Below are 23,984 nucleotides of genomic sequence, written 5' to 3'. Positions count from 1 at the left end.
GCCGGAGCGGGGCGGGATAAGATCGCCTTCGCTGGTTGAGACACAGCCGCACAGGACCGTTTTCGCTCAGGCGGGTCTGGTGCGCCCGCTGTGGCCCGCCCGCCCGTCTACGTTCGGGAGTGCAGGGCCATATGGTGGAGATGTCGTCGGCTCGGGCGGAGTCGACTTGGTGAGTCATGGCTGGACGGCCGGCCGCCTGTTCGCCGGACCCGGCCGCACGGCCGCGGTGATGCGGGCGAAGGACTGGGCGAGCACACCTCTCGGGCCGGTCGAGTCGTGGCCGGTGGAGCTGCGTGCGGCGGTACGGACCGTTCTCCCGTCCCGGATCCCGATGCTGCTCTGGTGGGGCCCGGAGCTGATCCAGATCTTCAACGAGGCGTACACACCGCTGCTCGGGGACAAGTTCCCCGACGCCGCGGGCCAGCCGGCCGCGCGGTGCTGGAGCGAGGTGTGGGACCAGCTGGGACCGCTGGCCGAGCAGGTACTCGGCGGGGGCGGCGCCACCTACTCCGAGGAGATGCACCTGCTGCTGCGCAGGCACGGCTACCTCGAGGAGACCTACTGGACGTTCTCCTACAGCCCGGTGCACTCCGAGGACGGCACGGTGGCGGGCATCTTCGTCGCCACCAACGACGTCACCGCCCGCACCCTGGCCCACCGGCGGCTGGAATCCCTGCGCCAGCTGGGAACGCTGTCGCTCACCGGCGCCGACACCATCACCGACGCCGCCCGCGCCGCGGTCACCGTGCTGTCCGGCTCGGCCGATCTGCCCGGGGTCGTGGCCTACCTGCGCCCGGACGGAACCGAGGACCGCCTCGAACTGGTCGCCGCCTACGGGGATCAGGCGGACACCCCGCCGGACACCCTGCGCAAGGTCGCGCGGACCGGCCAGGCCGAGCGGGTCGCCGGGTCGGTCGTGCTGCCGCTGGTGGTCAGCGGGCAGGCCGAGCCGATCGGCGTGCTGGCCGTGGGCGTGAGCCCGTACCGGGAACTCGACGAGTTCTACCGCGTCTTCCTCGATCTGGTCGCCGCCAGGGTGTCGGCCGTGCTCGGTGACGCGCTGGCCTACACCGCCCAGCGCACGCGGGCCTCCGCGCTGGCTGAGCTGGACGCGGCGAAGACCCGGTTCTTCCAGAACGTCAGCCACGAGTTCCGCACCCCGCTGACGCTGCTGCTCGGACCGCTGCGCACGGTGCTGGACCGGCATGCCGACGTGTTGCCCGCCGACCAGCGCGACGGACTCGCCGCCGCCTACCAGGCCGCGCTGCGCCTGCAGCGGCTCGTCGACGCGCTGCTGGACGTGGCCAGGGCCGAGGCCGACGAACTGCACGCCCGGCGGGAGCCGACCGACGTGGCCGCGCTGACCGCCGAGTGCGCGAGCATGTTCCGCGCGGTGGCCGAGCGCAACGACCTGCGGCTGCGGATCGCCGTCGACGGCGCGGCAGGCGCGACCGTGGCGCTCGACCGCGAGATGTGGGCCAAGATCGTGCTCAACCTGCTGTCCAACGCGGTGAAGTTCACCCCGTCCGGATCGGTGACGCTCACCCTGGACGTCACCGGCGACGACGTGACGCTCACCGTCGCCGACACCGGCGTCGGCATCCCGGACGTCGAACAGGACCGCATCTTCGACCGGTTCCACCAGGTCGCCGGAACCCGTGGGCGCAGCAGGGAGGGCGCGGGCATCGGGCTGGCGCTGGTGGCAGACCTGGCCGCGGCGCTCGGCGGGCGGGTCACTGTCGCCAGCGTGCCGCGGCAGGGCAGCACCTTCACCGTCACCGTGCCGAGGATCGCCGCCGTGTCGCCCAACGGCGACCTGTCCGGGCACGACGTCGCGGCTAAGCTGGCGCCCGCGTTCCTCGGCGAGGCACGGCAGTGGGAACCGGCGGGCACGACCGAGCCGAGAGACGGCACCCGCGTCCTGGTCGTCGAGGACAACGCCGACATGCGTGACTACCTCGCCCGGCTGATGGACGAGCAGGGCTGGCTGGTCGATCTGGCCGGTGACGTCGACACCGCGCTCGCGCTCATCGGCGCGAAGCCGCCGGACCTGGTGGTCAGCGACGTCATGCTGCCCGGCCGCGACGGGCTGGACCTGCTGCGCCAGCTGCGGGCCGATCCCCGGCTGGTCCGCCTCCCGGTGGTCCTGCTGACGGCACGGGCGGGGCCCGAGTCCGCGGTGGAGGGCCTGCGTCACGGCGCCGACGACTACGTCGTCAAACCGTTCCACCCGGTCGAACTGATCGCCAGGGTCCGGGTGCATCTGGAGCTGTCCCGGCTGCGCGAGACCGTCCTGGAGTCCAGTGAGCGGGAGGCCGAGCAGCTGCGGGCCGCACTGGACAGCCGCAGCGTGCTCAGCCAGGCGGTCGGCCTGCTGATGGCCACCCACCGGGTCGACGCGGACACCGCGTTCCGGCAGCTGGTGGCGCTGTCCCAGCACCGCAACCGCAAGGCACGCGAGATCGCCGCCGAGATCGTGGCCGACTTCACCGCCGGGCTGGCCGCTCAGCAGGAGAGCTGAGCCAGCACGGTCCTGGCCGGGAGGATCACCGCACCCAGCCCCGCGCGTTCGTCCGGGACGTCGGCGATGCCCCGGTGCAGCCGGTCCAGCGCGGTTTCCGTGTCGTGGTGGGCTTCGCGCAGGGCGGCGTGGTCGCGTTCCGCGCACGCGGTCACCGCGCGTCCCAGCGCGTCGAGCAGGCTCGCCACCGCCTCCCGGTTGGCCCGCGAGGGCTGGGCGAACGGCTCGTGTCCGGTGAGGACGGCCTCGACCGCCTCGCACAGCTGCCGGATGTGCGGCCAGGCCGCTCGCAGCGACGCCAGCACCTCCTGTGCCCGCGCCGGGGCGGGCCGCTCCCGCAGCGCGATCCGGCGCGGGTTGGCCACCACGCTCTCGCTCGCCCAGCCGATGGCGTCCTCCGCCGCCCGGACGCGGGCTTCGGCGTCGCGTGCCCGCCGCGACCAGTTCTCCTTCTCCTCGGGAGGCTCGTCGGCGTCCATCGCCCTGGACAGGTCGGTCAGCAGGTCGCTCAGTTCCCTGGCCAGCCGCTGGACCGCCCGGGCCGGTTCGCGGACGTAGGCTGGCGGCAGGATCACGACGTTGACCGCCAGCCCGATCGCCGCGCCCAGCGCCGACTCGATCAACCGGTCGACGAGCAGCAGCTCGTTGCCCGTGGTGCCGTAGGAGAGCAGCAGCAGGGCGGTCACGCCGATCCAGATTCCGCTGTCGCCCATGCGCCGCCAGCTGCCCAGCACCAGACCGATCAGGACGGCGACCCCGATGGCGGCGCTCTGGACCGGCACCACCGTGCCGACCGCCGCGGCGAGCAGCACCCCGGCGGCGACCGCGGCGACCTGCCGCACGGCGGTGGTGAACGACCGGTACACCGTCGGCTCCATCAGGAACACCGCCGCGTACGGCGCGAGGAACGGCTGCGGCAGCCGCAGCAGCTCGGCGGCGATCAGCCAGGCGGCGACGGCAGCCACCGCCGCCTTGGCCGACTGGATCAGCGTGCCGGAATGCCTGCGCAGCAACGGGCCGGGCGCGAATCTGTCCACTGTGTACGTCCGTCAGACGCCGTCGCGCGGGATGACGCGGTGCCAGTTGCGGGAAGCCACCCGCTGGTCACCCTGATAGGCGTCGACGGTGGCGTGCAGTGTGAAGTCGGTCGACGTGCAGGTCAGCACGGTGTGCGTCACCGAGCGGGCCGACCAGCCGTCCCGTTCGAACTCCATGGCCCACGTCGTCTCGCCGCGGGCCGAGCAGAAGTCGTCGGACACCCAGCCGTAGCGCTCGTGTGCGCGGCGGGAGACCTCCAGGCCGTTGTCCGGGAAGCGGATCGTGCCAGCGTCCTTGACGATCTCCAGCGCCGACTCGTAGTGCACCATGTCCCGCGACACCGTCCATCGCTGCTCGCCGCCGCGCACCGGTTCGGCAGGCAGCGGCTCACAGCCCTCCGGCTCGCCGAACGGCCGCGGGTCCTCGCCGTCGACCGCCTCGCGGACCGGCAGGGTGAGCACCGCCTCGCCGGTGTACACGGTCAGCCGGACCGGTTCCGGCGGTGGCCAGGCCAGCGGCCAGTACGAGCTGGACAGCGACAGCCGGATGCGGTGGCCGGGCGGGAACGCCTGCGCCACGGCGTTGAGCCGCACGGTGACCCGGTAGCGGGTACCGGGTTCCAGCGGCACAGGCTCGTCGTGCCCGTCGCGGTGGGTGAGGTTGAGCAGCCCGTAGGTGACGCGGGTCGCCTTGCCGTCGGGGGCGACGTCGGACAGCCGGGCGGCGACCATCGCCACCGGCCGGTCGGCCGCGACGTCCAGGGTGACCGTCGGCGCGCCGTGGATCTCGGTGACCTCGGCCAGCGGCTCGGTCTCGAACACCAGCGAGCCGCCGTCCTCCTCCCGCTGGTCGTAGGGCAGGTCCGGGGGAGCGTTGTAGGAGGCCCACTTGCCGGCGAACTGGCCGACCGACAGCGGCGAGGACACCGTCAGCTCCACGGCGGGTACCGCGGTGCCCGGGTCGGCGAGCCGGTGCCGGGCGAGCGGCAGGTCCACCGGACGGACGTGTGGCGAGGGCCAGCTCGGCTCACCGATCCAGCGTCCCGGGCGCTGCTCGTAGGAGGTCGACGGCGGCACGCTGTCCTGCATCCAGGTGCGCAGCATCGGGCCGTCAAGCGCCCCGTTGTCGGCGTCCTTGAGCCAGTGGTCGAACCAGCGCAGCACCTCCTGCAGGTAGCCGATGGCCGGGCCGGGCTCGCCGAGGTGCGGGTACTTGTGCGACCACGGGCCGACCAGGCCCTTGCGTGGAACGTCCAGATTGGACAGCAGGCGGGCGACGGCGTTGGAGTAGCCGTCCGCCCAGCCACTGGACGCCAGCACGGGAACCGAGACGTCGCTGTAGTTCTCACACACCGAGGCGTGCCGCCAGTAGTCGTCGCGGCGCTGGTGTTCCAGCCAGTTGTCGATCCACGGGCCGCAGTTGTCCAGCCGTTCCAGCCACATGTCCAGCCAGCGTTCGCCGACCAGCGCGGGGTCGGGCGGAAGGGTGCTGTAGGCGAACATCGTGCCGGCCTCGGCCAGGTTGTCCGAGAGCAGGCAGCCGCCCATGTAGTGCATGTCGTCGTCGTAGCGGTCGTCGGTGAACGACGAGATCACGATCGCTTCCAGGCTCGGCGGCTTGCGTGCGGCGACCTGCAGCGCGGCGAAGGCACCCCAGGAGATGCCCATCATCGCGGTCCGCCCGGTGCACCACGGCTGGTCGGCCAGCCAGGCCAGCACGTCCTCGGCGTCGCGCTGTTCCTGTTCCAGGTACTCGTCGGCGAGCACGCCCTCCGACTCGCCGGTGCCCCGGATGTCCACCCGGACGCAGGCGTAGCCGTGCCCGGCCAGGTAGGGGTGGTGCACGGAGTCACGCTGGGCGGTGAGATCCCGTTTGCGGTAGGGGATGTACTCCAGGATGGCCGGAACCGGCCGGTCCTCGCACCCGGCGGGCCGCCACATCCGCGCGGCCAGCCGGGTGCCGTCGGACACCGGAATCTCCAGGTGCTCGGTCTCGGTGATCTCGTAGGGCAGCGAGGTCACCGTGCGCATGGGATCAGTCCTCCTCGAACTCGAACCGGAGCGACTCGACGGCCCGCTGGTACAGCTCTTCCAGTTCGGCCTGGCTGCCGGCGCGGACGAACACGTCGGCCAGCTCGTAGCTGTAGCTGTCCTGCGCGGGCATGTCGGACAGCCGCTGACCTTCCTCCGGTACCACGTCGACGGTAACGCCGGGCAGCTCGCGGCGCAGTTCGTCGATCTCCTCGGCGGTGGGGACCCGGCGCACCACGGCGTCGGAGAACCGGCGGTAGTAGCACTTGGCCGCGATCGCGGCGTCCCCGTCGCCCTTGACCAGCTTCGGGTCCTCGCCGAGGCCGAGCCGGACCATGCAGTGGTGGTTGGTCACGCCGTCGACGGCGAGGAACAGGTCCGCGTGTGACTGGGAGTGGCGGGCGTTGATCTCCAGCAGGCGTACGTCGTCGTTGCCGGTGTCACAGAAGAACTCGATCGAGAACGTCGAGTTGTCCAGCCCGACCTGCTTGATCACCCGCTCGGACATGTCGAACATCCGCTCGACCAGCGGCCCGGGCAACTGGGACGGGTACTGGTGGCGCAGGAAACTGGCCGTGCCGGGGTAGTTGAGCGAGTCCAGCGCGCCGTAGACGGTCACCTCGCCCTGGTACACGTAGCCCTCGGTGGCCGCCTGCTGACCGGACATGGCCTCCTCGGCCAGGCAGGCCTGCCCGCCCGCGTCGGCGATCTCCGGCGGCAGGTCCAGCTGCTCCAGTACGAACTCGAACGGCTTACCGACGCGGGAGACACCGGCCCGGATCTCGGCGAGCGCGTCGGTGAACTCCCGGTGGTCGCTGACGTGGAAGGCCAGCTCCGAGGAGAACGACTTCACCGGCTTGAGCCACATCGGGTAGTCCAGCCCGGCGGGTGGGCCGGCGTCGTCGAGGTCGACGAGCGCGAACTTCGGCAGCCCGGTGATCACCTTCTGCTGCTCCAGCCTGCTCCAGTACTTGTGTTCGCACTTGACCACCGCTTCCAGCGGTGCGGACGGCAGGCCGAAACGGCGGCACAGCAGCGGGACCATCGCGGTCACCGGGAAGTCCCAGTAGCCGATGACGGCGTCGATCTCGCCCTCGAAGGCGTCCAGCTCGGCCGCCGCCCGCTCCAGCAGCTCGGCGATCGGGATCTCGCCGACCTGGATGTCCTCAATGGTCAGCAAGCCGCGGAAGTCCAGATCCTTGGCGCCAGGTACCGCCTCGAGGGTTCTCAGGTTGGACTCGTCCAGGCCGATCACGAACACGTTGCGCCGCCCCATCACCACTCCTCACCACTGGTTGTCACCACCGGCTCAGGCTTTCCGCTGAGCCGCCGGTTAAACAGGTTTGACGTCCCGGTCACGGGCTACCCCGATCGCATGCGTAGTTCTGCCGGTGTGGCACACCTCGACGCGCTGGAGTCGGCGCTCGTCGCGTTACGGGCGCAGGCGGCGCGGCTGACGCGCTGGGGACACCTCGTCGTCGAGCGGGCCGCACGCGGTGGCCGGCTGGTCGCCACCGGTGAACGCGACACCCGGGTCGACGCCCAGCATCTGGTCGACCGCCTCGGCCGGGCCGGGATACCGGCCGAGATCGGCACGAAGGTCACCCGGCGTGACGTGCTGCTGGTGCTGGCGCCCGACAGCCAGTCCCGGTCAGGTGCCGCCGCGGCCACCGCCGCGCGACTGACCGGCGCCGTGGTGCTGGCACTGACCGGCCCGGGGCCCAACCCCGTCGCCAACGCCGCCGACGAGGCGGTGTGCCTGCCCGGCACGGCGGAACAACTGCAGGAGAGCCACCTCGTCGCGGTCCATCTGATCTGCGAGGCGTGCGAGCAGACCGGCCGGGACGCGGCATGAGCGCGGCGCTGCCCGGTCCGCTGTCGCTGTGGGTGGACACCGCCCCATCGCCCGCCCGCGACACCGTCGGCCTGCCGTCCGAAGTGGACGTCGTGGTGATCGGCGCCGGCATCGCCGGGCTCACCACCGCCTACGAACTGGCCACCGCGGGGCGCACTGTCGCCGTGCTGGAGGCGGCCACGGTCGGTGCGGGCGTCTCCGGCCACACGACGGCGAAGCTGTCCGCCCAGCACGGCGTCCGGTATGACGCGCTGACCCGCCACAAGGGCAGGGAAGCGGCCAGGGTCTACGCGGCCACGCAGGTGGAAGCCACCACCTGGGTGGAACGCACCGCCGCCCGCCACCGGATCGACTGCGAGTTCGAACGTGCCGACAGCAGCGTCTACACCACCGGCGCCCGGCACACCGGCGAGCTGCGCCGGGAGGCCGACGCGGCCGCCCGTGCCGGACTGCCCGCGACCTACCACGACACGGTGCCGCTCGCGGTGCCCGCGGCCGGGGGGGTGACGATCACCGGCCAGGCCCGGTTCCACCCGCGGCGGTGGCTGCTCGGCCTCGCCGCGGCGGTCGAGTCCGCCGGTGGGACGGTGGTGGAAGGGGTCCGGGCGACGGCCGTCGACGAGCACCCGGCACCCGTGGTGCACACCACGCGGGGTGACGTGCGGGCCGGTGACGTGGTCGTGGCGACGCACTACCCGATCCTGGACCGCGGGCTGTTCTTCGCCCGCCTCGACCCGGTGCGTGACCTGGTGGTCGCCGGCCCGGTCGGCACGCCGGTCGAGGGGATGTACCTCGACGCGCAGACGCACCACTCGGTCCGCGGCTACGAGCGGGACGGCACGCCGATGGCGGTCGTCGGCGGCGAGCACTACCGCGTCGGTGAACGGGTCGACGTGCGGGCCCGGTACCGCCGGCTCGCCGAATGGGCCGCCGAGCACACCGGGATGACCGAGGTGACCCACCGCTGGTCCGCCCACGACATGTCCACTGTGGACAAAGTGCCGTACGTCGGCAGGTACCATCCCGCGGCCCGGCACCTGTGGGTGGCCACCGGGTTCGGGCAGTGGGGGATGAGCGGCGGTACCGCCGCCGGGTTGCTGCTCGGCAGGCTGCTGACCGGCCGCGCCGGTGCGGACGACCCGGCGGTGCGGCTGTACGACCCCAACCGGCTGGACCTGCGTTCGCTGCCCTCGCTGGCCGGCAACAACGTGACCGTGGCGCGTCACCTGGTCGGCGATCACCTGCGGGCGTTGCGGGAGCCCGCCGAGTTCGACGACCTGCCTGCGGGGGAGGGCAGGGTAACCAGGGTCGGCGCCACGATGGTGTGCGGCTACCGCGACGACGGCGGCGGACTGCACACCCGCCGCGCCCACTGCACCCACCTGGGCTGCCTGGTCGGGTTCAACAACGCCGAGCGCACCTGGGACTGCCCGTGTCACGGCTCGCGGTTCACCGTCGACGGCGAGGTGATCCAGGGGCCCGCGACCAAGCCGTTGCCACCCGCGTGAGCCTCACCGTGGGCGTCGAGGAGGAGTTCCTCCTGCTCGACCCGCGCGGTGGCGCCACCGTGCCGAGGGGTGCAGAGGTGCTGGCCGGGGCCGACTGGCCGGGTGGCAGGCCGGAACTGCGGGCCAGCGTCGTCGAGTCGGTGACCGGCGTGTGCGCCGACCTCGGCGACCTGCGTGGTCAGCTCGCCGCGGGGCGGCGGGCACTGGCGGCGGCAGCCGAGCGGGAAGGGGTGCTGGTGGCCCCGGCCGGGACCCCGCCCTGTCCCGGCGCACCCGCGCCCGCGACGCCGGGCGCCCGCTTCGCCGGGATCGAACGGCGCTATGCGGGCGTCGTCACCGGCTACGAGGTGTGTGGCTGTCACGTGCACGTCGGTGTCGACGACCCGGACACGGCGGTCGCCGTGATCAACCACCTGCGGCCCTGGCTGCCGACGTTGCTGGCGCTGTCGGTCAACTCGCCGTTCGACCGGGGAACCGACACCGGGTACGGCAGCTGGCGCATGATCACCCAGGCGCGGTTCCCCGGGTCGGGTATCCCGCCGCGGTTCGCGTCCGCGGCCGAGTACCGGGCGGCCGTCGGCGGGCTGGTGGACTGCGGGACGCTGATCGACCCTGGCATGTCATTCTGGCTGGCCCGGCCGTCGCCGCGCTGGCCCACGGTGGAGTTCCGGGTGGCCGACACCGCGCTGACCGTCGCCGACGCCGTGGCGCAGGCGGAGCTGGCGCGTGCCCTCGTCGCCGCGGCCCTGGCCAGGCTGGACGAGGACCCACCCGAGCTGGACCCGCAGGTCGCCGCCGCGGCGGTGTGGTCAGCGGCCCGCTACGGGATGGACGGCCCCGCCGTCGACCCGCTGCGGGCGTGCCGCGTGTCGGCGGGCAGGAGGCTGGCCGAGCTGCGTGACTTCCTGCTCCCCGAGGACAGGGACATGGTGCTGCCCGCGGTGTCCGGCGCCCGGCGGCAACGCGAGGCCGGCGGCTGGCCCGGGCTGCGGGCGGTGTTCCGGGCGGCCATGGTGGGTACCCCGTGACATGCCTTCCCCGAAGCTCCCCGCCGACCGCGGCCCGCTGTCGGCCGCCGTCCTGCGGGCCCTGACCGGCGGTTCAATTGGATTCCCGGAAGTCGACGACGACCCGTACGGCGAAGATCTGCAGCTGGCGCTGCACCTGTGTTACGAACTGCACTACCGCGGCTGGGCCGGGGTGGACGACGCGTGGGAGTGGGACCCGGACCTGCTGCGCCTGCGGGCCGAGCTGGAACGGGCGTTCCTCGCCGGGTTGAAGTCCGATGTGGACGGCGGTGAGGACGTCACCGGGACCGTCGACCAGCTGCTGGTGGAACCGGTCGACGGATCGGGCGTCAGCCACTTCCTCGCCGAGCGGGGACAATGGTGGCACGTCAGGGAGTTCTTCGCGCACCGGTCGATCTATCATCTGAAGGAGGCCGACCCGCACGCGTGGGTGATCCCGAGGCTGTCCGGAAGGGCCAAGGCGGCGCTGGTCGCGGTCGAGTTCGACGAGTTCGGCGGCGGCCGGGCCGAGCGCGTGCACGCCCAGCTGTTCGCCGACCTGCTCGCCGCCGCGGGGATGGATCCTGGCTACCTGGCCTACCTTGAGCAGGTGCCGGCGGAGATGCTGGCCACGGTGAACCTGATGTCACTGTGTGGTTTGCACCGCGGGCTGCGTGGCGCGCTGGTCGGCCACTTCGCCGCGGCCGAGATCACCACCGCGCCCAGTGCCCGTCGCATGGCGGCGGCGCTGCGGCGGCTGGGCGCGAAGCCCGCCTGCGTCGAGTTCTACACCGAGCACATCGAGGCCGACGCCGTACACGAGCAGATCATGCGCCGGGACGTGCTGGACGACCTGCTGGCCCGGGAACCGGAGCTGGCCGCCGACGTGGTGTTCGGCATCCAGGCGACCGAAGTGCTGGAGCAGCGGCTGGGGGAGCGCATGCTGTCCGCCTGGCAGGAGGGCAGTACGTCACTGCGCGGCTAGGGGTGTGGCAGTGGCGTGCCCCGCCTGCGGTCACGTCGGGAACTGGTCTGGTGAAGCCAAGAGCAAGACGTCAAGGTGGGCGAGCGGTGTCCTGTGTCCTGGTCCGAAGGCTAAGGAATGGAATCGCCCAATTTGTCCCACGGGAGAGTGATTTATTCGAACAGGTGTTCTTCTGGAATGGGGGTGTGGGTGTTGAGGGGTTGATTCCGGCGTGGCAGCTCTCGGAGGGGGAGTTGTCGGCTGCACTGGTCGCGTCCGAGGCCGGGTTGGCGCGGGAGTACGCCAGGAATCTGGAGTTGGTGGCGGAGGCGGACAAACGCGGTCTGGCGGGGAGTAATGGGTTTCGGGATACGGCGGCGCTGCTGGAGCGGGGGATGCGGGTCTCCCGCCGGGAAGCCCGCGCCCGGGTCGCGGCCGCTACTGCGGAGTTCCCGGTGTTGCGGGCCGCACTGGCCGCTGGTGACATTAGCTTTGAGCATGTGCGGGAGATTGAGCAGGTGCTGTCCAAAGCTCCCGCCTCGGTCACTCCCGAGCAACTGTCCGCGAGTGAGTCGACCCTCGTCGAGCTGGCCAGGCAGGCGCCCCCGGCGAACGTGCGCAAAGCGGGCCGTCGGTTGCTGGCCCACTGGGATCTGGAAGATCGGCCCCCGGCCGATCGGGACCGGGATTTGGCGCGGCCGCGGCGGGAGTTCCGGTACACGTTCACCCGGGAAGGCCGGATGCGGTTCACCGGCGAGTTCGATCCGGAGACCGCCGCCCTGGCCGAAGCGTTGCTGGTCCCGCTGGCCAAACCCGACGCCGCCGTGCAGGGCCTGCCGGATCAGCGCACCACGGCGGAACGCCACGGCGACGCGGTGGCGGCGGTGTTCGACCTGGCCGCCCGCGCTCCCGACCTGCCGGTCAAGGCCGCCGAACGGGCGGTAGTGACGGTGACGGTCGGGTTGGAGGAACTGGAGCGGCGGGCCGGGACAGTGTTCCTGAATGGCTACGGCGCGGTGACCGTGGACCAGCTACGCAAGATGTGCTGCGACGCCCGGGTCGTGCCCGCCGTCCTCGGAAGCCAAGGCGAGGTCCTCGACCTGGGGCGGGCGGTGCGGACCGCGACCCCGGCCCAGCGGCGGGCACTGGCCCTGCGGGACAAGGGGTGTACCGCGCCGGGGTGTACCCGGGGGCCGAAATGGTGCGTGCCCCACCACACGGTGCACTGGGCCGACGGCGGCCCCACCAACCTCGCTGGGCTCGGCTTCACCTGCGAACGCGACCACCACCTGCTCCACCACGGCGGCTGGACCATGCGCCTGCACCACGGCGCCATCGAATGGATCCCACCCACCTGGTACGACCCGAAACGAAGACCCATCCGCAACACCGCACACGACCCACCACCCTGACAATCAGGGGGTGCGCCGACGCTCGGTCGCGACGTGTTCCACGGTCAGCTCGTCGGCGACCAGTCGGAACACCGGACCGAACCGCAGGTAGTTCTCCAGGACGGCCCCCGGGCGACCGCTCGGCCCGTGCCAGGCGCCCGTCCTCGAAGCCGTCGCGCTCGTCGAGCCACGCCTCGAGCGGGGTGAGCGGCACAACCGCTCCACCGTCCACAAAGGAGAGTGACGACGCGGGCCGATCAGCCTGATCACCAGGACTCACGCCGAGCACGATGGTGCCGGTGAACGGACCGATGCGGCAGGGCCAGGTGGGTGGCCCTGAACGCAGAACTCGCGGGCCGGAACGCAGAACTCACGATGTGGACGCCGGTTCTCCCGTGGCGCCGGTCGCCCCGCGTGGGGTCAAGCTTGTGAAGGCCACCTTCATTACGTGTGACGTGGTGAAGGTGGCCTTCACGTGCTCTGGTGCTAGGTGGGTTGTCTCGTTCGTGGTGGCTGGTGTGCCGGGGTGAGGGCGGATGTGGTGGCGTCTGATGCCGTGAAGGGGGCCCTCACGGCAATCGCCCACGACTACGACTCCCGACTTCGCCGGGGCCCTGCGGGTCACTGGGTCCGGCGGCGGTGGCTGGTGTCGCAGAGCGGGTAACGCTTACTCCGGCGGCAGCCGCACAACGCGACCTGGAACCGGTCACAGCGCACGGTCGTGCCTTCCGGCGCCGTCACCTCGACCGGCCCCTCGACGAGGATCGGGCCCTCCCGGGTCAGCCGCAGCCTACGGGGTTCGTTCGGTCCGGTCGGCACGGATCACCACCAGCTCCTCGGTTCGCTGGCCGGGCAGGGAGTACCCGGCCTCTTCCAGATAGGACACCCGGCTCCGGTTGACCGGCCCGAACGGGACGAACGCCCGCGCGACCACGCTGGCCTTCAGTCCTGAGTCGCGCAGCTGCCGGATCGAACGTTCCGGTGTGGACAGTGCGGAGTGCACGATCAGCGCGGTTCCCCGCTGCGTCAGCATCCGGGACAGCCCGCTGCACAGCGGATCGAGGAACAGCCGGCCGTCCGGACCCGCGTCCCACGCCTGCCCGCGCCGCGGGCCGGGTTCCGGCGGGCAGGGGACGTACGGCGGGTTGGCCAGCACCAGGTCGAACCGTCCATCCGGGACAGCTTCGAGCAGGTCACCCCTACGGGCGCGAACGGGCAGGCCACGTATCGCCGCGTTGACCGCCGCGCTCCACACCGCACGGCGGCAGTGGTCGACGGCCACCACCTCGCGGGCGCCTGCCCTGGCCGCAGCCAGTGCGACGGCACCGGAACCGGTACACAGGTCGAGCACCCGGCCGCCGGGTGAGACACACGCCTGGCGCAGCGCGCCGGTGAGCAACCGGGTATCGGCCTGGGGCCGGTAGACACCCGGCAGTCTCAGCAACCACATGAGCACCCTGTACCTCAGCGAAGGCCGGGCAAACGTAGATGGTTGCCCGCGTACCGGGTGGGTAACCGGGGGTCACTGGTAACCGACACAGGGAAGGATCCCCATGACAACCGCGGAGAGGCCGCTGGCCGTGGTCACCGGCGCGTCCAGCGGGATCGGGCTCGAACTGGCCGCGACCTTCGCCCGCAACGGCTTCGACCTGCTGATCGCGGCCGAGGACGAGGGCATCGAGGTCGCGGCCGACGGGCTGCGCGGCGCCGGGGTCGCCGTCCGCGCGGTGCGTGCCGACCTGGCCGGGTACGACGGCGTCGAACACCTGGTTGAGGAGGTCACGGCGGCGGGACGGCCGGTCGACTCGCTGATCGTCAACGCCGGCGTGGCCACGGCCGGCGCGTTCGCCGGCGACGAGACGACGCTGGAGGACCAGCTCCGCGTGGTGAACCTCAACGTCACCTCGGCGGTGCACCTGACCAAACGTCTCGTACCCGCCATGGTGCGGCTGGGCGCGGGACGCGTGCTGTTCACCTCGTCGATCGCGGGCGCCTCACCCGGCCCGTTCTACGCCACCTACGCGGCCTCCAAGGCGTTTCTCACCTCGTTCGCCGGTGCGCTGCGCGAGGAGCTGGCCGAGCACGGCGTCACGGTGACCGCGCTGCTGCCCGGCCCGACCGACACCGAGTTCTTCGACCGGGCAGGCATGCGGGACACCAAGGTCGCCACCGGCGACAAGGACGACCCCGCCGACGTGGCGACGGAGGCCTACCGCGCCCTCATGGAGGGCAAGGACAAGGTCGTCGCCGGTTCGGCGGGCAACGTGCTGCAGGAGGCAGCCGGACGGCTACTGCCCGACCAGGCCAAGGCCAGGCAGCAGCGGCGGATGGCCGAACCCGGTAGCGGCTCGCGGTGAGCCCGCCGGCCAACGGAAAGGAGACAGACAGATGGCTCATCCACAGGCGACCGCGAACAGGTCGGTGCTCCAGCCGATCGCGATGACCGTGGGGGTGGTGTTCCTGCTCGTCGGCATCGCCGGGTTCATCCCCGGGGTCACCACCAACTACGACACCATGACGTTCGCCGGGCACGACTCGCAGGCATTGCTGCTGGGCGTGTTCCAGGTGTCCATTCTGCACAACATCGTGCACCTGCTGTTCGGTGTCGCCGGGCTGGCCATGGCCCGCACGGCAGGCGGGGCGCGGTCGTTCCTCGTCGGCGGCGGGGTGATCTACCTGGTGCTGTGGCTGTACGGCATGGTCGTCGGCCACGACACCGCCGCCAACTTCGTCCCGATGAACGCTGCGGACAACTGGCTGCACCTCGGCCTCGGCGTCGGCATGGTGGCACTGGGACTGCTGCCCGGCATGATGGGCCGCCGCACCACCGCCTGAGCGGTTCTTGACCCTGCCACCGTGTGAGGTCGCACGGTGGCAGGCATGAACCACTTTCCCTACACCGGATCCGGCCCGTACTGCTACGCCAACTCGTTCGCCATGATGTTCGGCGACCACGCGCCGTCGACCGCCGTGATCGAGTTCGCCACCGGCAGTCCGTTCGGCATGCAGCTGGTCGGTGGCACGCTGCCGTTCTTCGACCCCTACGGCTGGGTGCCGGAGGCCGGGTTCGACGAGGCCCAGCGGATCCTCGGCTGGACCAGCACGGTGACTCACGGCGCGTCCGCCGCCGACGCGATGGACCGGCTGCGGGCCGCGCTCGCGGACGGCCCGGTCTGGGCCGGGCCGGTGGAGATGGGCCACCTGCGGCACCAGCCGAAGATGACCGGCCCGATCGGCGCCGACCACTACGTCGTCGTACTCGATGCCGACGACGAGCGGGTCGTGCTGCACGACCCGCAGGGCTACCCCTACGCCGAGCTGCCGACACCGCTGTTCACGGCCGCCTGGGCGGCGGATTCACTGACCTACGGCACCGCCTACACGATGCGGACCGGTTTCCGCAGGGTGCGCGAGGTCGCCGAGGTGGACGCCATCCGGGCGGCGCTGCCCGCCGCGCGGCGCTGGCTGTCCATGACGGCGGGCACGGACATGCCGCCGGACAGCGCCGGCAACGGCGCGGCCGCCGAGGGGCTGGCGAAGCTGGCCGAGGGCAGGGAGGACTTCGCCGAGGTCCGCGAGCACCTGGTGGCGTTCGCGGTCCGGGTCGGGACCCGCAGGCTCGCCGACGCGGCCACCTGCCTGAGCCGGGCCGGTCTCGACGACGCCGCCCGCGTCGCCGGGACGCAGGCCCGGCTGGTCGGGTCGCTGCAGTATCCGCTGGTCACCCGCGACGGTGCCACGGTGGCCGCGATCCTGCGCAGGCTGGCACCGACCTACGACGAGCTGGCCGCCGCACTCGACACCGCCGCGGCGACGGCCGCCGAGGCGATGCGGACGAGGTCGTCGTCGCCGGTGACGTAGGGCGGCATGGTGTAGACGAGGTCGCGGAAGGGCCGCAGCCAGACGCCGTGCTCCACGGCCGCCCGGCTCGCGGCCGCCGTGTCCACCTGGTGGTCGAGCTGGATCACGCCGATGGCGCCGAGCACACGCACGTCCCGCACCCCGGGCAGGCCGCGGGCCTGCCCCAGGCCCTCGGTCAGCCTGGACTGCACGCGGGCGACGTCGCCGCGCCAGTCACCGTCGAGCAGCAGGCCGAGCGAGGCGTTCGCGGCGGCCGCGGCCAGCGGGTTGCCCATGAACGTCGGCCCGTGCGCGAGTACAGGCACCTCACCGGCGGAGATGCCCGCGGCGATCTCCCCGGTGCACAGCGTCGCCGCCATCGTCAGGTAGCCACCGGTCAGTGCCTTGCCCAGGCACATCACGTCCGGGCTGACCCCGGCCCGGTCGGCCCCGAACAGCGTCCCGGTCCGGCCGAACCCGGTGGCGATCTCGTCGAAGATCAGCAGCACGTCGTGTGCCCTGGTCAGCTCGCGCAGGGCACGCAGGTACTCCGGCGGGTAGAACCGCATGCCGCCCGCGTTCTGCACGACCGGCTCGACGATGACCGCGGCCAGCTCGCCCGCGTGCCGGGTGAGCAGCTCGTCCAGGTGATCCACGTAGCCGGGGTCGTACTCGCGCGGCGGAGCGTCGGCGAACACCTGCCGCGCCAGCGCGCCCCGCCACAGGTGGTGCATGCCGCCGTCGGGATCGCAGACGGACATGGGATGCCAGGTGTCGCCGTGGTAGCCGCCGCGCCAGGTCATCAGCCGCCGCTTGCCCGGACGGCCGCGGGACTGCCAGTACTGCAGGCACATCTTCATCGCCACCTCGACCGACACCGAGCCGGAGTCGGCGAGGAACACGTGCCGCAGCGGCTCCGGGGTGATGTCGACGAGCGTGCGGGCCAGCCGGATGGCCGGCTCATGGGTCAGGCCGCCGAACATCACGTGGCTCATCCGGTCCAGCTGGTCGCGGACCGCGGCGTCGATCACCGGGTGCCGGTAGCCGTGGATGGCCGCCCACCAGGACGCCATGCCGTCGATCAGCTCGTGCTGCCCGGCGACCGGCTCGGCCAGCCGCAACCGGACCCCGGACGCCGACTCGACCAGCAGCGGCGGGGTGGTGCCGGGCATCGGGCCGTAGGGATGCCACACGTGCTGCCGGTCCAGCTCCAGCAGCCGGGTGGTGGCCAGTTCCGTGGTGAGCATGGCTCAGGTGTTGGGCAGGGCCGCGGTTCCGGCGCCGCGCCGCCGGATGGTCACGTCCGTGGGCTTGACCGGCTCGGCGTCCTTCATGCCCTCCAGGACCATGCCCGCGTCGGCGATCATGTCGAGGTCGGCCTTGCCCGGCTGGCCCTCGCTGGTGAGGTAGTCGCCGAGGAAGATCGAGTTGGCGATGTGCAGGCCGAGGACCTGCATGCTGCGCAGGTGCAGCTCGCGCCCGGCGGCGATCCGGACCTCGCTGCGCGGGTTCACCAGCCGCACCATGGCCAGAATGCGCAGGCAGTCGTGTGCGGTGAGGTTGTTCGTGCCCTTCAGCGGGGTCCCGTCGAACGGCAGCAGGAAGTTGACCGGGATGGAGTCCGCGTTCAGCTCACGCAGGGCGAACGCCAGGTCCACCAGCTGCTCGGGTGTCTCGCCCATGCCGGCGATGAAGCCGGAACACGGGGAGAGGCCGGAATCCCGCGCCCGGTCGACGGTGTCCACCCGGTCGTCGTAGGTGTGCGTGGTGCAGATGTTGGCGTAGTGCGAGCTCGCGGTGTTGAGGTTGTGGTTGTAGGCGTCCACACCGGACTCGGCGAGGGCCTCGGCCTGACCGTCCTTGAGGAATCCCGCGCAGGCGCAGATCTCGACGCCCGGGTGGTCGGCCTTGATGGCCTCGGTGATCTCACGGATCTTGCCGACCTCGCGGTTGCTTGGCCCGGTGCCGCTGGCGACCAGGCACACGCGTTGCGCGCCGGCCGCGATCCCGGCCTTGGCGCTGGCCACGGCCTCCTCCGGCGGCAGCCACGAGTACTTCAGGATCTCCGCGCCGGACCCCAGCCGCTGCGAGCAGTAGAAGCAGTCCTCGGGGCACAGCCCGCTCTTGAGGTTGACCAGGAAGTTGACCCGTACCCGGTTGCCGAAGAAGGCGAAGCGGGGCTTCGACGCGGCCGCCACCACGTCGAGGAGCTGGTCGTCGGTCGTCGTCAGCACCGCGAGCGCCTCCTCGCGGGTAATCGACTCACCCCGGCTGGCGCGTTCTCCCAGTTCAGCGAGCTGCATCCGGTCACCTCTCCTGAATGGTGTTCACCTGAATGGTGTTCAGGGTACCTCGGATACCGAGCCCGGCGGCATAGGGTGTGCGGGTGGCCAACAGTCGCGACGACGTGCTCAGCACGGCTCTGGGGATTCTCCGGCGGTACGGTCTCGCCGACCTGTCGATGCGGCGGGTGGCCGCCGAGCTGGACGTCCAGCCGAGCGCGCTCTACTGGCACTTCGCGAACAAGCAGGCCCTGCTCACGGCGCTGGCCGATCTGGTGCTCGCCGGGGTGACGCCCCGCTCGTCGCGCACGCGGTGGGACCGCCAGCTGGAACGGCTCGCCGGTGACCTGCGTGCCGCGCTGCTCGCGGTCACCGACGGCGCCGAGCTGGTGTCGGCCGGCCAGGCCGGCGGGCTGTCCACCGCGGCGATCGGTGGCTACCTCGTCGAGGCCGCCCGCCGGGGCGGGCTGTCCGAGCGGGACGCCGGCGCGGTGCGGACGGCGATCTGGCAACTGGTCATCGGGCTGACCATCGAACAGCAAACCCGTGCGCAGATGGAGCGGCTCGGCGCCGCCGGGCCGTCCGGCCGGGACTTCGACCGGGAGTTCGCCGACGGTCTCGCACTCGTGCTGGACGGGGCCCGGCATCGCGCGCAATTGCGCACTGATTAGTCAATTCGAATGTTCAACTAAATGAGATGTTCCGTGTGAAACTCGCCACTGTCTTGTAACTGGAGCCGGCGGGCCACCGTCTCCCTGTCCCAGTTGTTCGCCATCGTGTAATCGATGAACGCGAGCTCAGCCTTCTGCACCGTTCGCCGCGCCAGGACGAGTTCGCTGCTCCACGCGGAGATGATGTCGTCGGGAACGTGCACGCCACGCTCGCAGGCGGCCACCGTCATCAAGGACAACACGATCCCGTCAGGAATATTCGACAAGGGGTCACCGTACTTGTCGGCCAACCAGGTTCTGAGGGTCTGGGTCGGCGTTCTGGCAGGGGTGTCCATGGGCCTCTCTCGATTCGTAGGATGAAAGTGCGGAATGGGGAAATAACGCCCTCGAATGTCTTACCAGACTTTCACTGTTCCGAGTAAGGGGCCGGGTGGAGGACACGATCCGGACAATGTCAGTCCGGTTGCCACCGAAGGATGTCACCCGGCTGGCAGCCGAGGGCCGCGCACAGCCGGGCGAGCGTGGAGAACCGGATGGCCTTCGCTCTGCCGTTCTTGAGCACCGACAGGTTGACCACGGTGATGTCGACCTCGCGTGCCAGCTGTGCCAGCGTCATGTTCCGCGCAGCCAGCAGTTCGTCCAGGTGCACGGTGATCACCGCGGGCATCAGATGGTGCCCTCCAGGTCCTCACGCATCCGCACGCCGATACGCAGGATGTGCGCGAACAGCAGGGCGGTCAGGCCCGCGACTACCGACCACCACGGCATCGTCGACCACCACTGGCCCAGCCAGCCGGAGGCCGGTGCGTCCGCGAGCAGGTCCGCCCGCAGGGCGGCGCTCGCCACCGCGGCCAGCAGCATGGCGGACGGTCCGCCTGCCAGCAGGAACCAGCCCAGCGTCGTCAGCTTTCCCGGAATGGTGGCGTCGTAGGGGCCGTCCTGTGCCGCCGTGCGCAGGAACCGCAACGCCAGCCAGACCGCGCCGAACATGAACAGGACGGGTGGCAGCTGGTCGCCGACGTCGGCCAGCCGCTGGGTCACGCCGGGGGAGTCGACGCAGACGCTGTCACCGCCAGCCGTCAGCCGTGCGCCGTCCTGGAGCGGTCCGTGGTAGCCGCCGGTGCCGACGCAGCCGGGGCCGCCACCGCCGCCCGGCAGCCAGCCCGCCGCCAGCAGGTTCGCGATCAGCACGGCCAGTGCGCCGACGCCGATCAACCACGTCGCCACCGTGGTCATCGTCGTCAGCAGCCTGAGCGGGTTCCAGGTCATCGGCACACCTCGATCCTATCGAATTTCGATAATATCGTTAAACGATACGCTGCGGGTGGCGGGTGATCGCATAGGCTTCGGCCGGAAAAAAGTTCGGCGGGTGTGTCGATCCGGTGTGCTGCCCGTTCGACCTAGGCGCGTTGCAGGGCCCCGAGGTGGGGCCCCGGACCACTCAGGGAGAGAGTGTCATGAAGTACATGCTGATCTGGCGTGCCACCGACGAGGCGTTCGAGCAGATGGGCGACGTCGACTTCGACGAGATGCTGGCGACGGTCGGCCGGTTCAACGAGGAGCTGATCAAGGCCGGTGTCCTGGTGGCGGCCGAAGGGCTGGCCGACGCCTCGGAGGGGGTCGTGGTGGACCACTCGTCGGAGACGCCGATCGTGACCGACGGCCCGTACGGGGAGACCAAGGAGCTGTTCGCCGGGTTCTACATCCTCCGGCTCGACTCCATCGAGGAGGCCGTCGAGTGGGCCAAGCGCACCCCGCTCACCGGGCCCGGCTTCAAGACCGAGATCCGCAGGGTGACCACCATCGACGAGTTCCCGCAGGACAACGAGTGGGTCCAGAAGGAGCTGGCCTGGCGCAAGGCAACCAACCAGCTCTGAGTGGACATGGCTGACCCGACCGGCCGGGAGGCCGTCGCCGCCGTCTGGCGGATCGAGTCCGCGCGGATCGTCGGTGCGCTCGCGCGCTACACCGGCGACTTCGCGCTGGCCGAGGACCTCGCCCAGGAGGCACTGGCCGAGGCACTCGTGAACTGGCCGAGGGAGGGCGTGCCCCGCAACCCGGCGGGGTGGCTGCTCACCGTCGGCAGGCGCCGCGCGATCGACGGCTTCCGCCGGCGGTCGGCACTCGACGACCGGTACGCCGCCCTCGCCCGCGACCTGGGCGAGGGCGGCGCGCCGGGGGAGGGGGACGACGTGTTGTGGGACCCCGACCAGATCGACGACGACGTCCTCGCGCTGATGTTCATCTCCTGTCACCCGGTGCTGGCGCGGGAGGCGCGGGTGGCGCTGACCCTGCGCGTGGTCGGCGGCCTGACCAGCGACGAGATCGCCACCGCGTTCCTCGTGCCGACCGCGACCGTCCAGGCCCGGATCACCAGGGCCAAGAAGACGCTCGCGGCGGCGAAGGTGCCGTTCGAGGCGCCGTCGGCGCAGGAGCGGACCGAACGGCTCGGCTCGGTGCTCAACGTCGTCTACCTGATCTTCACCGAGGGTTCGTCGGCCAGTTCCGGTGACCAGCTGATCCGCTTCGACCTCGCCGGTGAGGCGGCGCGGCTGGCCAGGGTGCTGTCCCGGCTGATGCCGGACGAACCCGAGACGCACGGCCTGCTGGCGCTGCTCGAACTGACCGCCGCGCGCTTCCCCGCGCGCACCGGGCCGGACGGCGAGCCGGTGCTGCTGGAGGACCAGGACCGCCGTCGCTGGGACCGGTCGGCGATCGGCCGCGGCCGGGCGGCACTGGCCAGGGCGGAAGCCGCCGGGCGGGGACTGGGCGCCTACGGCCTGCAGGCCGCGATCGCCGAGTGCCATGCCGTCGCCGCCTCGGTCGAGGAGACCGACTGGGACCGGGTGGTGATCCTCTACGAGGCGCTGGGGCGGCTCACGCCGTCGCCGGTGGTCGACCTGAACCGGGCGGTGGCGGTGTCCATGGCCAGCGGACCGGCGGCGGCACTGCCGATCGTGGACGGCCTGGCCGGCGCCAAGGCGTTCGCCGGGTCGCACCTGCTGCCCACCGTGCGCGGCGAGCTGCTCACCCGGCTCGGCAGGCCGGACGAGGCAAGGACGGAGCTGGAGCGGGCACTGGAGCTGTGCCGCAACGAGCGGGAACGCTCGGTGCTGCAACGCAAGCTGGCCCGGCTGTGATGTCAAGGATTGGACGGGACTATCCGCTACTGCGGTTTTCCCTGGACTGCGCCGGGTCTACTGGGGGCCCAGCCACCGGCCCTGCCGAGGAGGAGTTGTCGTGACCACCGTGCGGGACATCCAGGCGGACAAGTGGATTCGCCGGTACCGGCCCACCGGCGACGCGCCGGTCCGGCTGGTCTGCCTGCCGCATGCCGGCGGCTCGGCCAGCTTCTACTACCCGGTCGCGCTCGCCCACAGCGGTGCCGCGGACGTCGTGGTGCTGCAGTATCCGGGCAGGCAGGACCGGCGCCACGAGCCGTGTCCGGCGTCGATCGAGGAGTACGCCGACCTCGTGCACGCGGTGCTGGCGCCCGAGCCCGCCCTGCCGACCGTCCTCTTCGGTCACAGCATGGGTGCGGTGATCGGGTTCGAGGTCGTCCGCAGGATGGAACGGGACGGCACCGGGGACGCGGTGCGGCTCATCGCCTCGGGCAGGCGCGGGCCGTCCTCGCCGCTGCGCGAGAACGTCCACCAGCGCGACGACGACGGCATCGTCGCCGAACTGCGCTCGCTCAACGGAACCGACCTCACCAGGCTCGGCGACGACGAGATCCTGCGGATGACGCTGCCCGCGATCCGCAGCGACTACCGCGCGATCGAGACCTACACCTGTGCCGAGGACGTCACCGTTGCCTGCCCGGTCACCGTGCTGGTGGGCTCGGCCGACCCGCGTACGCCGCTGGCCGAGGCCGCGCGCTGGCGCAGGCACACCACCGGTGAGTACCGGCTGGAGGAGTTCCCCGGCGGGCACTTCTACCTGACCGGGCAGCAGGACGCGGTCAACCGTGAGATCGCCGCGGAGCTGGCGGCCCTGCGCCGCTGAGAATGTTGTCAAGGTTCCGTATACCCATAGAATCTGTTGTAATCGCATCCGCAAGCCACACAAACTCACAAGACCCGGCGCGGACCCCCAGGGCGGTGGTTGATGTACGCGGAGGAACGTCAGCAGGTGATCCTCGATCGCGCGCGCTCACAGGGGCGGGTGGACGTGGGAGCGCTGGCGGCGAGTTTCGCGGTCACCACCGAGACCATCCGGCGTGACCTGACGGTGCTGGAGCGGCGCGGAGTGGTTCGCCGCGTGCACGGTGGCGCCATCCCGGTGGAGCGGCTGGGTTTCGAACCAGCGATCGCCGCGCGGGAGGCGGTGATGAACACCGAGAAGGAGCGGATCGCCAAGGCCGCGCTGACCCAGCTGCCCTCCGAGGGCACGATCCTGCTGGACGCCGGGACCACCACCGCGCGCCTGGCCGACGCGCTGCCCAGCGACCGCGACCTGACCGTGGTGACCCATTCGGTCAACATCGCGCTGTCCCTGTCCTCGCGGCCCAACCTGACGGTGATGCTGGTGGGCGGGCGGCTGCGCAGCCGTACCCTGGCTTCCGTGGACGCGTGGGCACTGCAGGTACTGCAGGACACCTACGTCGAGGTCGCGTTCATGGCGACGAACGGGGTGTCCCTGGAGCGCGGCCTCACCACGCCCGACCTCGCCGAGGCGATGGTCAAACGGGCAGCCGTCTCGGCGGCGCGGCGCACGGTGCTGCTGGCCGACCACACCAAGGTCGGCAACGACTACTTCGCCAAGTTCGCCACGCTGCGCGACATCGACACGTTCATCACCGACGACGGCATCGACACGACCGTCGCCGCCGAGATCGGCGACGCGGGACCGACGGTGGTGCTGGCCTGAGCGACGAG

General features: G+C 71.4%; 24 protein-coding genes. 14 read left to right on the top strand and 10 right to left on the bottom strand.

Annotated features, from left to right (window positions below; translation table 11 throughout):
• Positions 1 to 169: 169 nt before the first annotated feature.
• Positions 170 to 2,521 carry an ATP-binding protein gene (locus tag EWH70_RS29990; protein WP_205669317.1) on the top strand — a complete coding sequence of 784 codons (2,352 nt, stop codon included), beginning with the start codon at positions 170 to 172 and terminating at the stop codon, positions 2,519 to 2,521.
• Here the strand turns inward: EWH70_RS29990 and EWH70_RS29985 are convergent.
• From EWH70_RS29985 to EWH70_RS29975, 3 genes are read right to left on the bottom strand one after another with little or no spacing between them, the layout of a single operon-like run.
• Positions 2,506 to 3,558 carry an FUSC family protein gene (locus EWH70_RS29985; RefSeq protein ID WP_130478921.1) on the bottom strand — a complete coding sequence of 351 codons (1,053 nt, stop codon included), beginning with the start codon at positions 3,556 to 3,558 and terminating at the stop codon, positions 2,506 to 2,508. The two genes, EWH70_RS29990 and EWH70_RS29985, sit on opposite strands and share 16 nt — an antisense overlap.
• 12 nt (positions 3,559 to 3,570) lie before the next feature.
• Complete coding sequence (locus tag EWH70_RS29980; RefSeq protein ID WP_130478920.1) at positions 3,571 to 5,589, bottom strand: CocE/NonD family hydrolase; 2,019 nt, start codon at positions 5,587 to 5,589, stop codon at positions 3,571 to 3,573.
• Positions 5,590 to 5,593: 4 nt separating this feature from the next.
• Positions 5,594 to 6,865 (bottom strand): ATP-grasp domain-containing protein, encoded by a 1,272-nt coding sequence (locus tag EWH70_RS29975; protein WP_130478919.1) that lies wholly within the window; start codon positions 6,863 to 6,865, stop codon positions 5,594 to 5,596.
• Positions 6,866 to 6,964: 99 nt separating this feature from the next.
• Here EWH70_RS29975 and EWH70_RS29970 point away from each other — a divergent pair, with 99 nt between their 5' ends.
• The 5 genes from EWH70_RS29970 to EWH70_RS29950 all read left to right on the top strand — a co-directional run bounded on the left by EWH70_RS29970 (position 6,965) and on the right by EWH70_RS29950 (position 12,335).
• Complete coding sequence (locus EWH70_RS29970) at positions 6,965 to 7,444, top strand: phosphoheptose isomerase family protein (protein ID WP_130478918.1); 480 nt, start codon at positions 6,965 to 6,967, stop codon at positions 7,442 to 7,444.
• Positions 7,441 to 8,952, top strand: a complete 1,512-nt coding sequence (locus tag EWH70_RS29965) for an FAD-dependent oxidoreductase (protein WP_130478917.1) — start codon at positions 7,441 to 7,443, stop codon at positions 8,950 to 8,952. Before EWH70_RS29970 ends, EWH70_RS29965 begins: the two co-directional genes overlap by 4 nt.
• Positions 8,949 to 9,980, top strand: coding sequence for a carboxylate-amine ligase (locus EWH70_RS29960; protein WP_240687308.1), 1,032 nt, complete (start codon positions 8,949 to 8,951; stop codon positions 9,978 to 9,980). The genes EWH70_RS29965 and EWH70_RS29960 overlap by 4 nt, the downstream gene beginning before the upstream one ends.
• A gap of 1 nt (position 9,981) precedes the next feature.
• Complete coding sequence (locus EWH70_RS29955) at positions 9,982 to 10,944, top strand: iron-containing redox enzyme family protein (protein WP_130478915.1); 963 nt, start codon at positions 9,982 to 9,984, stop codon at positions 10,942 to 10,944.
• Between the two features lie 185 nt (positions 10,945 to 11,129).
• Entirely contained in the window at positions 11,130 to 12,335 is a 1,206-nt protein-coding gene (locus EWH70_RS29950) for an HNH endonuclease signature motif containing protein (RefSeq protein ID WP_130478914.1), read from the top strand.
• A gap of 600 nt (positions 12,336 to 12,935) precedes the next feature.
• Here EWH70_RS29950 and EWH70_RS29945 read toward each other — a convergent pair.
• A complete protein-coding gene (locus EWH70_RS29945) occupies positions 12,936 to 13,133 on the bottom strand; it encodes a CDGSH iron-sulfur domain-containing protein (protein ID WP_130478913.1) in 198 nt (65 codons plus the stop codon).
• Positions 13,105 to 13,764 (bottom strand): HemK2/MTQ2 family protein methyltransferase, encoded by a 660-nt coding sequence (locus EWH70_RS29940; protein ID WP_130478912.1) that lies wholly within the window; start codon positions 13,762 to 13,764, stop codon positions 13,105 to 13,107. The genes EWH70_RS29945 and EWH70_RS29940 overlap by 29 nt, the downstream gene beginning before the upstream one ends.
• Before the next feature lie 103 nt (positions 13,765 to 13,867).
• On the opposite strand from EWH70_RS29940, the gene EWH70_RS29935 reads away from it, so the two are divergent.
• From EWH70_RS29935 to EWH70_RS29925, 3 genes are read left to right on the top strand one after another with little or no spacing between them, the layout of a single operon-like run.
• A complete protein-coding gene (locus tag EWH70_RS29935) occupies positions 13,868 to 14,671 on the top strand; it encodes an SDR family NAD(P)-dependent oxidoreductase (protein ID WP_130478911.1) in 804 nt (267 codons plus the stop codon).
• Between the two features lie 31 nt (positions 14,672 to 14,702).
• Entirely contained in the window at positions 14,703 to 15,149 is a 447-nt protein-coding gene (locus EWH70_RS29930; protein ID WP_130478910.1) for a DUF4383 domain-containing protein, read from the top strand.
• 45 nt (positions 15,150 to 15,194) lie between these two features.
• The gene (locus EWH70_RS29925) at positions 15,195 to 16,175 is read left to right on the top strand and encodes a hypothetical protein (protein ID WP_130478909.1); all 981 of its coding nucleotides are present in this window, start codon (positions 15,195 to 15,197) and stop codon (positions 16,173 to 16,175) included.
• On the opposite strand, the gene EWH70_RS29920 is transcribed toward EWH70_RS29925, so the two are convergent.
• The gene (locus tag EWH70_RS29920) at positions 16,088 to 17,401 is read right to left on the bottom strand and encodes an adenosylmethionine--8-amino-7-oxononanoate transaminase (protein ID WP_130478908.1); all 1,314 of its coding nucleotides are present in this window, start codon (positions 17,399 to 17,401) and stop codon (positions 16,088 to 16,090) included. The genes EWH70_RS29925 and EWH70_RS29920 overlap by 88 nt on opposite strands.
• A 3-nt stretch (positions 17,402 to 17,404) precedes the next feature.
• Complete coding sequence (gene bioB, locus EWH70_RS29915; RefSeq protein WP_130478907.1) at positions 17,405 to 18,457, bottom strand: biotin synthase BioB; 1,053 nt, start codon at positions 18,455 to 18,457, stop codon at positions 17,405 to 17,407.
• Positions 18,458 to 18,540: 83 nt separating this feature from the next.
• Here bioB and EWH70_RS29910 point away from each other — a divergent pair, with 83 nt between their 5' ends.
• On the top strand, positions 18,541 to 19,107 hold the full coding sequence (locus tag EWH70_RS29910; protein WP_130478906.1) for a TetR family transcriptional regulator: 567 nt from the start codon (positions 18,541 to 18,543) through the stop codon (positions 19,105 to 19,107).
• Between the two features lie 17 nt (positions 19,108 to 19,124).
• Here EWH70_RS29910 and EWH70_RS29905 read toward each other — a convergent pair whose 3' ends face one another.
• From EWH70_RS29905 to EWH70_RS29895, 3 genes are all read right to left on the bottom strand, one after another.
• A complete protein-coding gene (locus tag EWH70_RS29905) occupies positions 19,125 to 19,442 on the bottom strand; it encodes a hypothetical protein (protein WP_130478905.1) in 318 nt (105 codons plus the stop codon).
• 119 nt (positions 19,443 to 19,561) lie between these two features.
• On the bottom strand, positions 19,562 to 19,774 hold the full coding sequence (locus EWH70_RS29900; protein WP_130478904.1) for a helix-turn-helix domain-containing protein: 213 nt from the start codon (positions 19,772 to 19,774) through the stop codon (positions 19,562 to 19,564).
• Positions 19,774 to 20,376 (bottom strand): DUF2975 domain-containing protein, encoded by a 603-nt coding sequence (locus EWH70_RS29895; protein WP_130478903.1) that lies wholly within the window; start codon positions 20,374 to 20,376, stop codon positions 19,774 to 19,776. The genes EWH70_RS29900 and EWH70_RS29895 overlap by 1 nt, the downstream gene beginning before the upstream one ends.
• A gap of 188 nt (positions 20,377 to 20,564) precedes the next feature.
• Here EWH70_RS29895 and EWH70_RS29890 point away from each other — a divergent pair, with 188 nt between their 5' ends.
• The 4 genes from EWH70_RS29890 (at position 20,565) to EWH70_RS29875 (ending at position 23,976) form a co-directional block, all read left to right on the top strand.
• Positions 20,565 to 20,984 carry a YciI family protein gene (locus EWH70_RS29890; RefSeq protein WP_130478902.1) on the top strand — a complete coding sequence of 140 codons (420 nt, stop codon included), beginning with the start codon at positions 20,565 to 20,567 and terminating at the stop codon, positions 20,982 to 20,984.
• Positions 20,985 to 20,990: 6 nt separating this feature from the next.
• Positions 20,991 to 22,247, top strand: a complete 1,257-nt coding sequence (locus tag EWH70_RS29885) for an RNA polymerase sigma factor (RefSeq protein ID WP_130478901.1) — start codon at positions 20,991 to 20,993, stop codon at positions 22,245 to 22,247.
• A gap of 100 nt (positions 22,248 to 22,347) precedes the next feature.
• Positions 22,348 to 23,112, top strand: a complete 765-nt coding sequence (locus tag EWH70_RS29880) for a thioesterase II family protein (RefSeq protein WP_240687307.1) — start codon at positions 22,348 to 22,350, stop codon at positions 23,110 to 23,112.
• A 102-nt stretch (positions 23,113 to 23,214) separates the two neighbouring features.
• On the top strand, positions 23,215 to 23,976 hold the full coding sequence (locus EWH70_RS29875; RefSeq protein WP_130478900.1) for a DeoR/GlpR family DNA-binding transcription regulator: 762 nt from the start codon (positions 23,215 to 23,217) through the stop codon (positions 23,974 to 23,976).
• Positions 23,977 to 23,984 lie beyond the last annotated feature (8 nt).

It is taken from the genome of Amycolatopsis suaedae (assembly GCF_004214935.1).
Taxonomy (GTDB): Bacteria; Actinomycetota; Actinomycetes; order Mycobacteriales; family Pseudonocardiaceae; genus Amycolatopsis; species Amycolatopsis suaedae.
Note: the sequence above shows the minus strand (reverse complement) of the source record. Positions and strands in the feature narration are given on the sequence as shown.